General features: G+C 67.7%; 16 protein-coding genes. 7 read left to right on the top strand and 9 right to left on the bottom strand.

From position 1 onward, the window contains the following. Positions 1-6 precede the first annotated feature (6 nt). From KHP16_RS24680 to KHP16_RS24665, 4 genes are read right to left on the bottom strand one after another with little or no spacing between them, the layout of a single operon-like run. Positions 7-834: a carbohydrate ABC transporter permease gene (locus tag KHP16_RS24680; RefSeq protein ID WP_109580630.1), complete on the bottom strand. Its 828-nt coding sequence runs from the start codon at positions 832-834 to the stop codon at positions 7-9. Then, positions 827-1,711 (bottom strand): carbohydrate ABC transporter permease, encoded by an 885-nt coding sequence (locus KHP16_RS24675; RefSeq protein ID WP_109580629.1) that lies wholly within the window; start codon positions 1,709-1,711, stop codon positions 827-829. Before KHP16_RS24675 ends, KHP16_RS24680 begins: the two co-directional genes overlap by 8 nt. Further along, positions 1,708-2,820 (bottom strand): ABC transporter ATP-binding protein, encoded by a 1,113-nt coding sequence (locus KHP16_RS24670; protein WP_109580628.1) that lies wholly within the window; start codon positions 2,818-2,820, stop codon positions 1,708-1,710. The genes KHP16_RS24675 and KHP16_RS24670 overlap by 4 nt, the downstream gene beginning before the upstream one ends. A gap of 1 nt (position 2,821) precedes the next feature. Next, positions 2,822-3,997, bottom strand: a complete 1,176-nt coding sequence (locus tag KHP16_RS24665) for an ABC transporter ATP-binding protein (RefSeq protein WP_211961330.1) — start codon at positions 3,995-3,997, stop codon at positions 2,822-2,824. Between the two features lie 169 nt (positions 3,998-4,166). Between KHP16_RS24665 and KHP16_RS24660 the strand changes: the two genes are divergently transcribed. Beyond that, a complete protein-coding gene (locus KHP16_RS24660; RefSeq protein ID WP_109580626.1) occupies positions 4,167-4,937 on the top strand; it encodes a DeoR/GlpR family DNA-binding transcription regulator in 771 nt (256 codons plus the stop codon). A gap of 52 nt (positions 4,938-4,989) precedes the next feature. Here KHP16_RS24660 and purU read toward each other — a convergent pair whose 3' ends face one another. Both purU and KHP16_RS24650 read right to left on the bottom strand, forming a co-directional pair. Then, positions 4,990-5,856, bottom strand: coding sequence for a formyltetrahydrofolate deformylase (gene purU, locus KHP16_RS24655; RefSeq protein ID WP_109580625.1), 867 nt, complete (start codon positions 5,854-5,856; stop codon positions 4,990-4,992). 68 nt (positions 5,857-5,924) lie between these two features. Further along, positions 5,925-6,809, bottom strand: coding sequence for an NUDIX hydrolase (locus tag KHP16_RS24650; RefSeq protein ID WP_211961341.1), 885 nt, complete (start codon positions 6,807-6,809; stop codon positions 5,925-5,927). Between the two features lie 36 nt (positions 6,810-6,845). Between KHP16_RS24650 and glpK the strand changes: the two genes are divergently transcribed. Genes glpK through KHP16_RS24630 form a run of 4 tightly spaced genes read left to right on the top strand, consistent with a single transcriptional unit; the run spans position 6,846 to position 10,948 of the window. Then, on the top strand, positions 6,846-8,447 hold the full coding sequence (gene glpK / locus KHP16_RS24645) for a glycerol kinase GlpK (protein ID WP_211961329.1): 1,602 nt from the start codon (positions 6,846-6,848) through the stop codon (positions 8,445-8,447). 21 nt (positions 8,448-8,468) lie between these two features. After that, complete coding sequence (locus KHP16_RS24640) at positions 8,469-10,085, top strand: glycerol-3-phosphate dehydrogenase/oxidase (RefSeq protein WP_211961328.1); 1,617 nt, start codon at positions 8,469-8,471, stop codon at positions 10,083-10,085. Between the two features lie 17 nt (positions 10,086-10,102). Further along, the gene (locus KHP16_RS24635; protein ID WP_244836019.1) at positions 10,103-10,519 is read left to right on the top strand and encodes an MliC family protein; all 417 of its coding nucleotides are present in this window, start codon (positions 10,103-10,105) and stop codon (positions 10,517-10,519) included. A 48-nt stretch (positions 10,520-10,567) separates the two neighbouring features. Beyond that, entirely contained in the window at positions 10,568-10,948 is a 381-nt protein-coding gene (locus KHP16_RS24630) for a hypothetical protein (RefSeq protein WP_179593582.1), read from the top strand. Here KHP16_RS24630 and KHP16_RS24625 read toward each other — a convergent pair whose 3' ends face one another. The 3 genes from KHP16_RS24625 to KHP16_RS24615 are packed head-to-tail and all read right to left on the bottom strand — an operon-like array spanning position 10,949 to position 12,096. Continuing rightward, positions 10,949-11,218 carry a hypothetical protein gene (locus KHP16_RS24625; protein ID WP_109580619.1) on the bottom strand — a complete coding sequence of 90 codons (270 nt, stop codon included), beginning with the start codon at positions 11,216-11,218 and terminating at the stop codon, positions 10,949-10,951. It abuts the gene before it with no gap. Positions 11,219-11,257: 39 nt separating this feature from the next. After that, positions 11,258-11,482: a hypothetical protein gene (locus KHP16_RS24620; RefSeq protein ID WP_109580618.1), complete on the bottom strand. Its 225-nt coding sequence runs from the start codon at positions 11,480-11,482 to the stop codon at positions 11,258-11,260. Positions 11,483-11,538: 56 nt separating this feature from the next. Next, on the bottom strand, positions 11,539-12,096 hold the full coding sequence (locus KHP16_RS24615; protein ID WP_211961327.1) for a YXWGXW repeat-containing protein: 558 nt from the start codon (positions 12,094-12,096) through the stop codon (positions 11,539-11,541). 576 nt (positions 12,097-12,672) lie between these two features. Between KHP16_RS24615 and KHP16_RS24610 the strand changes: the two genes are divergently transcribed. Continuing rightward, positions 12,673-13,371, top strand: coding sequence for a regulatory sequestration protein YfiR (locus KHP16_RS24610; protein WP_244836017.1), 699 nt, complete (start codon positions 12,673-12,675; stop codon positions 13,369-13,371). Next, a complete protein-coding gene (locus KHP16_RS24605) occupies positions 13,368-14,726 on the top strand; it encodes a diguanylate cyclase DgcN/YfiN (protein WP_244836015.1) in 1,359 nt (452 codons plus the stop codon). The genes KHP16_RS24610 and KHP16_RS24605 overlap by 4 nt, the downstream gene beginning before the upstream one ends. Positions 14,727-14,736: the final 10 nt, after the last annotated feature.

The raw sequence follows: 14,736 nt of genomic DNA, 5'->3' as shown, positions 1-14,736 counted from the left end.
CCCTCCTCAGACGCGTCCCATCGCGAAGCCCTTCGCGATGTAGTGCCGCACGAACCAGATCACGATGCCGCCGGGCACGATGGTCAGCACGCCGGCCGCGGCCAGCACGCCCCAGTCCATGCCCGACGCCGAGACCGTGCGCGTCATCGTCGCTACGATCGGCTTGGCGTCCACCGACGTCAGCGTGCGGGCGAGCAACAGCTCCACCCAGCTGAACATGAAGCAGAAGAACGCCGCCACGCCCACGCCCGCCTTGATCAGCGGCAGGAAGATCGTCAGGAAGAAGCGCGGGAACGAATAGCCGTCCACATAGGCGGTTTCGTCGATCTCGCGCGGCACGCCCGACATGAACCCTTCCAGAATCCACACGGCCAGCGGCACGTTGAACACCAGATGCGCCAGCGCCACGCCGAGATGCGTATCCATCAGCCCCATCGTCGTATAGAGCTGGAAGAACGGCAGCAGGAACACGGCCGGCGGCGTCATGCGGTTGGTCAGCAGCCAGAAGAACACGTGCTTGTCGCCGATGAACTGGTAGCGCGAGAACGCGTACGCGGCGGGCAGCGCGACCGAGATCGAGATGACCGTGTTCAGCGCGACATAGATCATCGAGTTGATGTAGCCCGAATACCACGACGCATCGGTGAAGATGGTCACGTAGTGCTCGAGCGTGAACGAGGCGGGCCACAGCGACAGCGTGGAGACGATCTCCTCGTTCGTCTTGAACGACATGTTCACCATCCAGTAGATCGGCACGATCGCGAACAGCAGGTAGATCGTGAGGAACACCGGACGCCACGCGCCGGTACGCTGCCCTGGTTGCTTCTCAGCCATGGGACACCTCCTCGCCGCCGGTCGTGCCGGCGCGTTGCATCCAGTTATAGAGCACGAAGCAGGTCAGCAGGATGATCAGGAAATACACGATAGAGAACGCCGCCGCGGGCCCGAGGTCGAACTGCCCCACGGCCTTCTGCGTCAGATACTGCGACAGGAACGTGGTCGCGTTGCCGGGACCGCCGCCCGTCAGCACGAACGGCTCGGTGTAGATCATGAAGCTGTCCATGAAGCGCAGCAGCACCGCGATCATGAGCACGCCGCGGAGCTTGGGCAGCTGGATAAAGCGGAACACGGCCAGGCGCGACGCGCCGTCGATCTGCGCGGCCTGATAGTAAGCATCCGGAATCGCGCGCAGCCCCGCGTAGCAGAGCAGCGCGACCAGCGGCGTCCAGTGCCACACGTCCATCACGAGCACCGTGACCCACGCATCGACGGCGCTGCCCGTGTAGTTGTAGTCGACGCCGAGGCCCGCGAGCGAAGCGCCGAGCAGGCCGATATCGGTGCGGCCGAAGATCTGCCAGATCGTGCCGACCACGTTCCACGGAATGAGCAGCGACAGCGCGATGATCACGAGCGTCGCGGAGGCGCGCCAGCCGGCGGCCGGCATCGACAGCGCGAGCAGGATGCCGAGCGGAATCTCGACGGCGAGCACCGCGAGCGAGAAGCCAAGCTGACGCAGCAGCGCGTCGTGCAGTTCGGCATCGCGCAACACGGTCGCGAACCATTCGGTGCCGACGAATACGCGGCGCTCGGGCGAAATGATGTCCTGCACCGAGTAGTTGACGATGGTCATCAGCGGCAGGATGGCCGAGAACGCCACGCAGATCACCACGGGCAGGACCAGCAGCCAGGCCTTCTGGTTGACGGGCTTCATTGGACCAGTTCCTCGTTGACGTAGTAGCAGGTATGACGATTGAACACGGTGAGCCATGCGGCATCGCCCGCGTTCAGCGACGCGGCTTCGGTGCCGAGCCGCGCGCGCAACACGGCGTCATTCCCCGCTTCCACGGTGGCCGTGACGAGCCAGTACGTGCCGATGTCCTGCGCGCGCGTCACGTGCACGGGCATCGCGAGCGGATCGGCCTCGTTCGACAGGCTCAGGTATTCGGGACGCACGCCGATGCGGAACGTGCCGGCCGCCTGCAACGCGGCGGCAACGTGGCCCTCGAGAGGCGGCGAATAACGACGCCCGCTCTTGTCACCCTGCACTTCGATCGCGCCGTCGCGCCACGCGGCCGACAGGAAGTTCATGCCCGGCGAGCCGATGAAGTGCCCGACGAACGTATGCGCGGGCTTCTCGAACAGCGCATCGGCCGAGCCGACCTGCACGGCCTTGCCGCGCGACATCACCACGACCTGATCGGCGAAGGTCAGGGCCTCCGTCTGGTCGTGCGTGACGTAGATCAGCGTAAGCCGGAACTCGTGATGAATCTCCTTGAGCTTGCGCCGCAGTTGCCATTTCAGGTGCGGGTCGATCACGGTCAGCGGTTCGTCGAACAGGATCGCGGACACGTCCTGCCGCACGAGCCCGCGGCCCAGCGAGATCTTCTGCTTGGCATCGGCCGCGAGGCCGCTCGCGCGGCGGTCCAGCGACGACGACAGGTCGAGCATTTCGGCGACGCGCCCCACGCGCTCCCGGACTTGCGCGTCGGGCACGCCGCGGTTGCGCAGCGGGAATGCAAGGTTCTCGCCCACGGTCATCGTGTCGTAGATGACGGGGAACTGGAACACCTGCGCGATGTTGCGCGCCTGCGGCGAGGCCGCGGTCACGTCCTTGCCGTCGAAATGGATGGTGCCCTGCGAGGGACGCAGCAGCCCCGACACGCAGTTGAGCAGCGTGGTCTTGCCGCAGCCCGACGGGCCGAGCAGCGCATACGCGCCGCCATCCTCGAACGTGAAGCGCAGCGGCAGCAGCGCATAATCTTCATCGCGCTGCGGGTTGGGCACGTAGGCGTGCGCGAGGTCGAGATCGATACGCGCCATCTCAGCCTCCCGAAGCGGTATGCGACAGCGGCGTGCTGACCGCATCGGCCAGCGCGCCCGGCCGGCGCGGCGCATGGATGCGCTTGCCGGCCGCGTCGAACAGATAGATCTGCGCGGGATCGAGGTACAGCGACAGCTGCGCGCCGAGCGCGAAGTCGAGCACGCCCGCGAACTGCGCCACGAGATTGCCGGCCGCGGTGTCGACGTGCACGAACGTATCGGAGCCAGAGAGTTCGGCCAGCGCGACGCGGCCCGGCACATCGACGCTGGCGCCCTTCACGCCACCTTCGCCGCCACCTTCGCCGCCACCCTCGCCGCCACCCTGCGCCGGCTTGAGGCGCAGCGCGGCCGCGCGCACGCCCATTGTCACCGCACCCTCGTAGCCGCCGGCTTCCGGCACGGGCAGCGAAATACCGCCCGGGAGCGTCACGCGGCCCGCGGCGAATGTGCCGGCGATCAGGTTCATCGGCGGATCGCTGAACGCGCGCGCCACGCGCAGGGAATCGGGATAGTGGAAGACCTGCGGCGTCGGCCCGTATTGCAGCAGTTCGCCGGCATCGAGCACGGCGGTGTACCCGCCAAGCAACAGCGCCTCGGCCGGCTCGGTGGTCGCGTAGATGACCGTGGCGTCGCCATGCGCGAACAGCTGCGTCAGTTCCTCCCGCAGTTCCTCCCGCAGCTTGTAGTCGAGGTTGACGAGCGGCTCGTCCAGCAACATCAGGGGCGCGTTCTTCGCCAGCGCGCGGGCCAGCGCCACACGCTGCTGCTGCCCGCCCGAGAGCTCGGCCGGGTAGCGTTGCAGCAGATGATCGATATGCAGCCGCGCCGCCAGCTCGCGCACCTGCCGCGTCATCTCGTCCCGGCCGGTCTTCCGCAGCCGCAATGGCGAGGCGATGTTGTCGAATACGGTGAGCGATGGGTAGTTGATGAACTGCTGGTACACCATCGACACGTTCCGGTCGCGCACCGGCACGCCCGTCACGTCCACGCCATCGACGCGCACCTGCCCCGCGGCGGGCCGGTCGAGCCCGGCCATGACGCGCATCAGCGAGGTCTTGCCGGCCTGCGTGGCGCCGAGCAGGATCGTGACGGCGCCGGGCACCGGCGTGAGTGACATCGGGTAAAGATAGGCTTGCGAACCGACCTGCTGCGCAATGCCTTCCAGGCTGAGCTGCATCCAGTCTCCAATTTTTTCTTATGCCTTATCAAGCACTCCGACGACGGCGTGTCGTGGGCGCTGCAATGCACTATTTCTTGTAACCTGCTCGTTTTAGCAAAAAAGCGAACGTAATACAACTGTGCGGCGCATCATTTGTTTTCGTTTGTGTTTGTTCTAGAATGCCCGGATGATCCTAAATCCCCGCCAGACTGCCTTGCTCGACGAGGTGCGCAGCCAGGGCTTCGCCTCCATCGACGCGCTCGCGCGCAAGTTCGGCGTGACCCTCCAGACGGTCCGCCGCGACGTCAATCTGCTGGCCGAGAATGGCATGCTCACGCGCTTCCATGGCGGCGTGCGGATGGAGAATTCGACCACCGAGAACATTGCCTACCGGCAGCGGCAACTGCTGAATGCCGAGGGCAAGGCGCGCATCGGGCGCGCGGTCGCGGCGGCGGTGCCGGATGGCTGCTCGCTGATTCTCAACATCGGGACGACGGTGGAGGAAATCGCGCGCGCGCTGATCCATCATCGCGGGCTGCGCGTCATCACGAACAACCTGCACGTGGCCAATATCCTCGCCGACAACCCCGATTGCGAGGTCATCGTCGCGGGCGGCGTGCTGCGCTCGCGCGACCGCGGCATCATCGGCGAGGCCACGGTCGAGTTCATCCGTCAGTTCAAGGTGGATATCGGGCTGATCGGCATCTCGGGGATCGAGGCCGATGGGACGCTACGCGATTTCGATTTCCGCGAGGTCAAGGTGGCGCGCACGATCATGGAACACTCGCGCGAGATCTGGCTGGCCGCCGATGCGAGCAAGTTCAATCGGCAGGCCATGGTCGAACTGGCGCCGCTCTCGAGCGTCGATCGCCTGTTCACGGACGAGCCCCTGCGCGAGCCCTTCGTGCAGATGCTGGGCGACAGCGGAGTGAATTGTGTCGTCGCGGACCCGGAGTAAGGGCCACCCCGAGCCCGCGCGGCATCGCGGCGCGGGCTTGGCGGACGGGGGCTTACTTGAAGACGACGGTCTTGTGCCCGTTGAGCAGGATGCGATGCTCGGCATGCCATTTGACGGCACGCGCGAGCGCGACGCATTCGACGTCGCGGCCGACCGCCGTGAGCTGATCGGGGTCCATGCTGTGGTCCACGCGCTCGATCTCCTGCTCGATGATCGGGCCCTCGTCGAGGTCCGCGGTCACGTAGTGGGCCGTCGCGCCGATCAGCTTCACGCCGCGATCGTGCGCCTGGTAGTACGGCTTGGCGCCCTTGAAGCTTGGCAGGAACGAATGGTGGATGTTGATCGCGCGGCCGGCCAGCTTGCGGCACAGGTCGTCCGACAGCACCTGCATGTAGCGCGCGAGCACGACGAGGTCGATGTTCTGGTCGCGCACGACCTCGAACACGCGCGCTTCCTGCGCGGCCTTCTGCTCGCCGGAGGCGTTCATCAGCGGCAGGTGGAAGAACGGCACGTCGTACGACGCGGCCAGCTGGTAGAAGTCGCGATGGTTCGAGACGATCGCGGCGATCTCGACGGGCAGGCCGCCGGCCTTCGCGCGGAACAGCAGATCGTTGAGACAGTGCCCGATCTTGGACACCATGATCATCACACGCGGCTTGACGGAGGCATCGAACACTTCCCACTGCATGCCGAACTGATCGCCGACCGGCGCGAACGCGGCGCGCAGCGTTCCGAGATCCGGGCCGCCCGCGGCCGTGCTGAAATGCACGCGCATGAAGAAGCGACCGGTGAAGGCGTCGCCGTACTGGTCGGAGTCAACGATATTGCAGCCGTGCTGGAACAGCAGGCCCGAAACGGCATGGACGATGCCCGGCTGGTCCGGGCACGAGATGGTGAGAATGAATCCGGTGTTGCTCATCGTAAAGGATTGGGTTCAGGGCAGACCGCGGACGCAGGGTCCGTGAAGGCTGGGCGGGCGCCGGGCAATCAGGCCCAGCCGCGCCGCCGGAGCGCATCGAGCGTCACCAGCGTGGCGTCCACGGTCATCGCGCGGTCCGCCATGATAGCAAGCAATGCTTGGGGCGCGATGCGCCGATGCTCGGCCACCTCGCCATCGCGGTTCACGGGGACGAAGTCCGCGGGAAGCATCAGGTCGTATACGAACACCTGCTCCCACTGCACGCCCTCGGGGATCTCGCGCAGGACCTCGATCATGCCGTGGGCCTCCGCCCGCGCGGCGAGCGCCTGCGGAATGCCCGATTCCTCGTCGCATTCGCGCACGAGCGTTTCCAGCGGCTCACTGCCATGCGGCATGCCGCCCGCGACGAGGTTGTCCCACATGCCGGGGTCCACCGACTTGGACGGGCTGCGCCGCGAAATCCACAGGGCGGGCGACTGCCCCACCCCGGTCTCGACGATGCCGTTCATGTGCGAGGCAAAGGTCAGCAGGCCCAGATACCGCGCCGCCGCGCGTTCGATCGTCGCGAACGCGGGTGCGTCCAGCCCCGGCGTGACGGCGAACAATTCGTTGCGCCAGCCGCGCACGTGGCCCGCATCGGCCAGCATTCGCGCGAGCGTGGCGAGCGCCGCGCTGCGACTCGCGAAATCGTGCCGGCCCGGTAGCAGCGCGATCGTGCCATGGGCTTCGGCGCCGACCCACTCGATTCGCTCGACGCGCTCGGCGCCCTCGTGCGAGGCCGCGCTCATCGCACGCAGCACCGTGGCATGCGCGCGCGGCAGCCACCCGACGTGGCAGCCTTCGACGATCAGCCGCAGATGTGCATCCGCATCGAAAGGACTGCGCGCGGCCACGCCGGCCGCCGTGCGTTCCACCAGACCGACTCGTTCCGCTCGCGCGGCGACTTCATTCATTTCTGACATGTTCGATTCGATTTCGACGGGGCACGCATGAGCACCACGTCTTCACAGCCGACCTACATCCTGGCGCTCGATCAGGGCACGAGCAGCTCGCGCGCCATCCTGTTCGATCACGCGGGCAACGTGGTACGGATCGCCCAGCGTGAATTCCGGCAATATTATCCGCATCCCGGCCACGTCGAGCACGATCCCTACGAGATCTGGCAATCGCAGCTCGCCGTCGCGCACGAGGTCCTGACCGCGGCCAACGTCAGCGGCACGCAGGTGCGCGCCATCGGCATCACCAACCAGCGCGAGACAACGGTGCTGTGGGACCGCAAGACGGGCGAACCCGTCGGCCGCGCGCTGGTCTGGCAGGACCGCCGCACCGCGCCGCTGTGCGAGCGGTTGCAGCACGACGGCCACGGCCCGCTGTTCCAGCGGAAGACCGGGTTGATCATCGATGCGTACTTTTCGGGCACCAAGCTGCGCTGGATGCTGGACAACTACGATGGCGCCCGCGCGCGCGCCGAGCGCGGCGAACTTGCGTTCGGCACGGTCGATAGCTGGCTGATCTGGCAGCTGACCGAAGGCGCCCGCCACGTCACGGACGTGTCCAACGCCGCGCGCACGCTGATGTTCAACATCAACGATTTCCGCTGGGACGAGGAACTGCTGGACGTACTCGACATCCACAGGAGTCTGCTGCCGGACGTGGCCCCGTCGAGCGGCGAAGTCGCGCGGACGTCGGCGCGGCTGTTCGGCACCGAGATCCCCATCGCGGGCATCGCGGGCGACCAGCAGGCCGCAACCTTCGGACAAGTCTGCCTGTCGCCGGGCATGGCCAAGAACACGTACGGCACGGGCTGCTTCATCCTGATGAACGCGGGCAACAAGCCCGTAGCCTCGCAGAACCGGCTGCTCACGACCATCGGCTGGCAGATCGGCAAGGACACGCAATACTGTCTCGAAGGCGGCGTGTTCATGGGCGGCGCGACGATCCAGTGGCTGCGCGACGGCCTCAAGATCATCGAAAGCGCGCCGGAGGCGGAAGCGCTCGCGCGCCAGTGCGACGACACCGAGGGCGTGGTGCTGGTGCCCGCATTCGCGGGCCTCGGCGCGCCGCACTGGGATGCGTTCGCGCGGGGCACGCTGGTCGGCATCACGCGCGGCACGGGCCGCCCGCATATCGCGCGCGCGGCGCTGGAGTCGATCGCGTTCCAGAGCGTGGACGTCCTGCAGGCGATGGAGAAGGATGCGGGGCTGCCGCTGGCCGAGCTCCGCGTCGATGGCGGCGCCTCGCGCAGTGACCTGCTCATGCAGATGCAGGCCGATCTGCTCGGCACGCCCGTGGTGCGGCCGCGCGTGACCGAAACTACGGCGCTCGGCGCCGCCTATCTGGCCGGTCTCGCCAGCGGCTACTGGAGCGATACCGAGGAAATCCGCCAGCAGTGGCAGGTAGAGCAGCGCTTCGAGCCGCGGCTCTCCGCCGATGAACGCGCACAACGCCTGCGCCGCTGGCACCGCGCGGTGGCGCGCGCGCGCGACTGGGCCCGCGAAGATCACGACGACAACGACCAAGACAACGACGAAGACAGCGACCAAGACAACAACGAAGAGAGCGACGGCAAGACCGCCGCCCGGCCCTCCTGAATTGTGCCTATTTTTAACGTCATGCAGACACCCGTTCCTTCCATTCAGCCCCCTTCGCGCGCCGAACTGCTCGCCACGCTCGAGCGCGAACCGCGCTGGGATGTCATCGTCATCGGCGGCGGCGCCACCGGCCTGGGCACCGCCGTGGACGCCGCGTCGCGGGGCTACCGCACGCTGCTGCTCGAAGCCGCGGACTTCGCCAAGGGCACGTCGAGCAAGGCCACGAAGCTCGTGCATGGCGGCGTGCGCTACCTCGCGCAAGGCAACATCAGCCTGGTCCGCGAGGCGCTGCACGAGCGCGGCCTGCTCGCGCGCAATGCGCCGCACCTCGTCTGGCCGCTCGGCTTCGTGGTGCCCGCTTACCAGATGTTCGACCAGCCGTTCTACGGCATCGGCCTCAAGGTCTATGACATGCTCGCCGGCGGCCTCAACCTGTCGGGCAGCCGCTGGCTCAATCACCGCGAGACGCTAGCCGCTGCGCCCACGCTCGCCGAACATGTGGGCGGCCGTCCGCTGCGCGGAGGCAATCTCTATTTCGATGGGCAGTTCGACGACTCCCGCCTCGCCACGGCGCTGATGCGCACGCTGTTCGATGTCGGCGGCGTCGCCCTCAACTATGTGCGCGTGACGGGCCTCGCGCAAAAAAACGGCGTGATCACCGGCGTCACCGCGCAGGATGCCATCGCGCCTGCCGACGCGCCCCGCACGTTCGAACTCCGCGCGGACTGCGTGATCAACGCCACGGGCGTGTGGGTCGATGCGATCCGCCAGATGGAAGACGGCCAGGCGCGCACCATGGTCGCGCCGAGCCAGGGCGTGCACCTGACGCTGCCGCGCTGCTTCCTGCCCGGCGATCGCGCGATTCTCGTGCCGAAGACCGACGACGGGCGCGTGCTGTTCATCGTCCCATGGAACGGCCACACCATCGTCGGCACGACCGATTCCCCGCGGCAGGACCTGCCGCTGGAACCGCGCGCGACGGGCGACGACGTGGACTTTATTCTCGAGACGGCCGCGCGGTATCTGTCGCGCGATCCGACGCGCGCGGACGTGACCAGCGTGTGGGCTGGCCTGCGCCCGCTCGTCAAGGCCACCGGCGAATCCTCCACGGCCTCGCTGTCGCGCGAGCATACGATCCTCGTGTCCAAGGCGGGCCTGATCACGGTGACCGGCGGCAAGTGGACGACCTATCGCAAGATGGCCGAGGACGTCATCGGCACCGCGATCCAGCGCCAGCTGCTCAAGTCGGCCCCGGGCGTGACGGCCCAACTGCCGCTGCATGGCGCCACGGGCCTGCCGGACGACCTGCCCGCGGCCAACTCGGGATCGCCGGACCGCTACTATGGATCGGACCTCCCCCTGCTGCGCGCGCTGCCCGGCAACGACGACATCATCGTGCCCGCGGCGGGCCTGACGGCCGCGCACGTGCGCTTTGCCGCGCGCTACGAACTCGCGCGCCGCGTGGAGGACGTGCTCGCCCGCCGCAATCGCGCGCTGTTCCTGGACTCGCGCGCGGCCGTGGCCGGCGCGCCACGGGTGGCGGAAATCCTCGCCGAAGAACTTGGCGAGAATGCGGCGTGGCGGGAGACCGAAGTCGCCGCGTTCGGCTCGCTCGCCAAGGGGTACATGCTCGAATAACGCACGGGAGGCACGCCATGCACGCACGGACGCACGCACGGATGCATTTGTGGAAGGCTTTTGCGCACGCCACGCCGGCATGGCTGGCCGTAATGGCAATGGTCGTGACGCTGACGCTGGCGGGGATCGCCCCCGCCTCCGCCCAGCCACGGCTCGACAACCTGCGGTTCAAGGAGAACCGGACCGTCACCTATCAGTGCGACGGCGGCCGCCGGCTGGCCGTGCGATACCTCAACGGCGACAGCAACCAGCTTGCGCTGATGCGCATCGACGACAAGCCGATGGTGTTCGTCAACGTGATGAGCGGCTCCGGCGCCCGGTACGTGGGGGGTCGTTACGAATGGTGGACCAAGGGGGAGGACGGCAACCTGCGCGACCTGATGGGGGCGCAGGACGCGCCGCCGGTCTTCGCGAACTGCCACGCGGTGAGATAACTCGGCGATAATGCGGGCTATCGCATCACGGAGAACACCATGGACGAGATGGACGAGATTGACGATCTGTCCGATCTGCCGATGCCCCGCTTCATCTGGGGCTTCGCCATCGCCACCGACAAGGGCGGCGACATCACGCACGACGAATTCGAGTACCTGACGCACACGCGCAGCCCGCGCTTCACGTGCCGCGTGGTGGAGCTCGAGGACATGCCGGCCGACAGCGAAGGCGGCGGCATCGACGGGCGCGTGGTGCATTACGACGAGCCCGACCGCCTGTTCTACATCACCGATGCCGGCATGGCACTCGTGAACTTCCAGCTGTTCGACAAGCTGCCGGAGAAGAACAAGCTCAAGAAGGTCTGCGACGAAGCCATCGCCAACTGGATGCTCCGCCGCGAATTCCTCGACGAGGAAGAAGAGGACTGATCAGTCCCCGAGACCTTTGGTCACCACTTCGCCCATCAGGCCATTGATGCCGCCCGGGTGATCCTTGGCCAGTTCCTGCAGGCGGGCGGCAAGCTTGCCGTCCAGCTTGCAGGCAAAGGGCACCAGGCCGGCCGCCTGGTCGAGCCGGCGCTGTTCCCGGCGATCCACGACCTTCTCGCCCTGCCCGCCGCCGCCGCGCACGGCCGCCGCGTGCTTCATGTCGTTGGCGATCTTGAGACCCTTGTTCTTTTCGAGATCCGTCTTTTTCACGACCTTGTATTCCCAGCAAAGCTATTGAAGGGCGCCATTCTACCCGTGCCGGACTTCGATCAGGCCCGACGCCACGCGCTCGATCTCGCAATAGATGGGCATGGCCTCGAGCGGACCCGTGCAGCCCACGCCGGAAGCCTGGCTGGCATCGGCGCCGGGCGGCAGGAAGACGAACGCCATGCCGGGCTGCCATCCGGGGTGCTTGCGCAGGCTGTCGTTGAGGATGTCGAGGTACTGCGCGCGCGAGAAGACCTGCTTCGCCATGTCATGCCTCCATGTTCGAACCCGAGCGGGCATCCTAGCATGGCGGCATGACGGGGTCAGCGATGGCCGCCGTGGCCTCCGTGACCATGACCGCCGCCATGGCCGCCGCCGTGACCACCGCGATGACCGCCATGGTCCCTGCCATGCCCACCGCCATGGCCGCGCGGGCCGCCGTCATGATGCCCGCCCCCATGTCCGCGCCCATGGCCGCCATAGAAACCATGCGACGGGCCGTGGCCATACCGCGGCCCGTAGTAGCCGTCATGCCCACCCCCATGCCCGCGGTTCCAATGCCCACCGCGCATGACCCAGCCGTTGCCGCCGTGGACCCAGTGCGGCGACTGGTAGACGTACCCCGGCCGCGCATGGGCCCAGCGTCCCTTGTGCCAGTGATGGCGATGGTAGTGGTCGTCCCACCCCCAGTAACCGGGCTGCCAGATGTAACCGGGGCGCGGCCCCGGCACGACCTCATAGACCGGCGCCGGCGGCGGCGTGTTGATGCCGATGGCGACGTTGACCTGCGCGTGCGCCGACGGGACATAAGCGACCGCCAGCAGGGCCGCGGCCGCGGCGAGCGCGGCGGTCAGGGTGCGGGGGAAGCGGGGATGAAGCATCTGAACCCTCTGTTTGTTGTCTTGTAGGTGAAGCATTTGATGGCAGTCTAGCCACCGATTCCCCACGCCGATGTAAGAAAGGGTATCGGGAAATTACGGCTGAAACACATCGGGGACGGCCTACCGGCCCCCTCCACCGCCTCCACCGCCTCCTCCCGCCTCCTCCCGCCTCCTCCCCTCCCTCTCCCGCGCCCCTCCCGGCCGCCCCTCCCGGCCGCCCCTTCCGGCCGCCCCTCCCGGCCGCTCCTCCCGGCCGCCCCTCCCGGCCGCTCCTCCCGGCCGCTCCTCCCCCAGCCCCTCCCGGGCCCCTGCCGGACACACGCTCCCTTACACCCTTCCCCAGCCGCGATCCGGCGGCGATCCGGCCATGCGCCGTGGCGCGCGGTGCCCGGCGCCGCGCCCCTCTCCGCTGTCGCCCCTGCGGTTGTGTTTCCACCGATGCCGGCGCAGACATTTAGGTCTACAGTTTTTGCGAGTCGCGCCGAAAAGCAGTGAGGCCCTGCGTGCCCTGGACCACCGACGCCGCCGTTCGAGCGGGCTACCGTAGCCATCACGCCGTGCCGCCTTCGCCCACTCTTGACCGCCATCGCTTTCTACCGCTCCGGCGCCGCACGCTCTCACCACGACATGGCCGCCCTCTTCTTCTGCCGCGCCGGGCTGGCGCTGGCTCTCGTGACCGCACTGGCGGCAATGCCGTCGCCGATCGCGTTCGCGCAGGGTGCCGCCGTGAACGCCTCGCCGGCGTCCGCACCGCTATCCCCACCGGCGACGCCAGCGGCACCATCCGCACCATCCGCACCCGGCGCCGCCCAGAGTGCGGCGGGCTCGCGGCAGGACGCGGTCGCGCGCGTGGTCATGAGCCTGCTCAGCTATGCGCGCTGGCCGGCCGAACGCGACACCGTGCGGCTGTGCGTCGACGCGGGCACGCGGTACGGGGGCAAGCTCATGGAAGGCGGCGCGCTGACATCGGGCCGCTTCGTCGAAACGCGCCGCATCGACCTGATGACCGATGCCGTCGCCCCGTCCTGCGATGCGCTGTACGTCGGCATGGTGTCCGACGCGCGCCGCAAGCGGCTGGCCGACGACCTCGCCGGCAAACCCGTACTCGTGATCGCCGAGGAGGATTTCGAGTGCGAGGCGGGCAGCATGTTCTGCCTCAACATCCGCGACAACCAGGTGTCGTTCCGCGTGAATCTCGATTCGATCGCGCGCAGCGGCATCCATGTCCATCCGGGCGTGCTCCAGCTCGGACGGCGCAGGGCGCCCGCATCATGATGAACGCGCCGCGCAACTCCACCACGGCGCCGCCCCGGACGACTTCAGCGACGCCAACGAAGCCAACGTCATCCGGCCCAGCGCCGCAAACCGACGCGGCGCGCGCCCCGCGCGCCCATGCGCGGCCGACGCTCTATGGCACGCTGCGGCGCATCCACCTGAGCGTGGCGCTGATCGCGGTCTGCACGGCGGGCATCTCGCTGACCGCGCTCGGCCTCACCGCGCTGCGCGCTTATGCCGATCACAACCTGCGGCTGGTCGCGCGGTCCATCGCCTATACCGTGGAAGCGCCCGTCGTGTTCCGCGATGCGTCCGCGACCCGGGAAACGCTCTCGCTGATCGCCGCGAGCGAGGACGTCGCGGTGGCGAAGGTCTTCGACCGCGATCGACAGCCGCTGGCGGTCTGGCAACGCAGCGACTCGCATCGCTTTCCGGCGCTGCAACGGCTCGCGAGCGATCTGCTGACCTCGGGACCCGTGGAGCAGCCGGTCTATCACGAATCGCAGCAGGTCGGCAGCGTCGAGGTGGCCGGCGATCCGGTGGCGTTGCTGCATTTCCTGGGACAGGGCACGCTGGGCCTGCTGGCCTGCCTGCTGCTGACGGCCATCGGCGCGCATTACATGTCGAGCCGCATGATCGTCCATATCATCGACCCCGTGCGTAATCTGATGCGCGTGGCCCACGCCGTGCGTTCCCAACGCGCGTTTGGCGAGCGCATGCCGCCGGCTCGCATCGCGGAACTCAACGCGCTCGGCGAGGACTTCAACGGCCTGCTGGACGAGCTCGAGGCATGGCAGAACCAGCTGCAGCACGAGAACCGTTCGCTCGCGCACCGTGCGACACACGACGGTCTGACAGGATTGCTCAACCGCGCGGCTTTCGAAGAGGCACTGGAACTCGCCGTCCGCAGTGCCGCCGCGCGTAACCAGCATACCGCCGTGCTCTATCTCGACAGTGACGACTTCAAGAACATCAACGACCGCCACGGCCACGCGGCCGGCGATGCCGTGCTGATCGGCATCGCCCAGCGGATTCGGGGCTGCATGCGCGAGAGCGACCTCGTCGCGCGCCTGGGCGGCGACGAATTCGCGGTGCTGGCCACCGGCCTGCGCCAGCCCGAGGACGCCGCGCAGATCGCCGAGCATATCCTCGAGGCCATGCAATCGCCGTTGATGCTGCCCAGCGGCGGTTCGATCGTCGCGCCGATGAGCATCGGCCTGGCCATCTATCCGGTACATGCGCGCAGTGCCAAGGGCCTGCTGCATGCGGCCGACGTCGCGATGTACGGGGCCAAGCGGCACTCGGGCGCCACGTGGCGCAGCGCCGAGCCGACGCCCCCCGACACGCTGGTCTGAGGAGTCACCG

The sequence above is a fragment of the Cupriavidus plantarum genome (assembly GCF_905397285.1).
In the GTDB taxonomy this organism is placed as follows: domain Bacteria; phylum Pseudomonadota; class Gammaproteobacteria; order Burkholderiales; family Burkholderiaceae; genus Cupriavidus; species Cupriavidus plantarum.
Note: the sequence above shows the minus strand (reverse complement) of the source record. Positions and strands in the feature narration are given on the sequence as shown.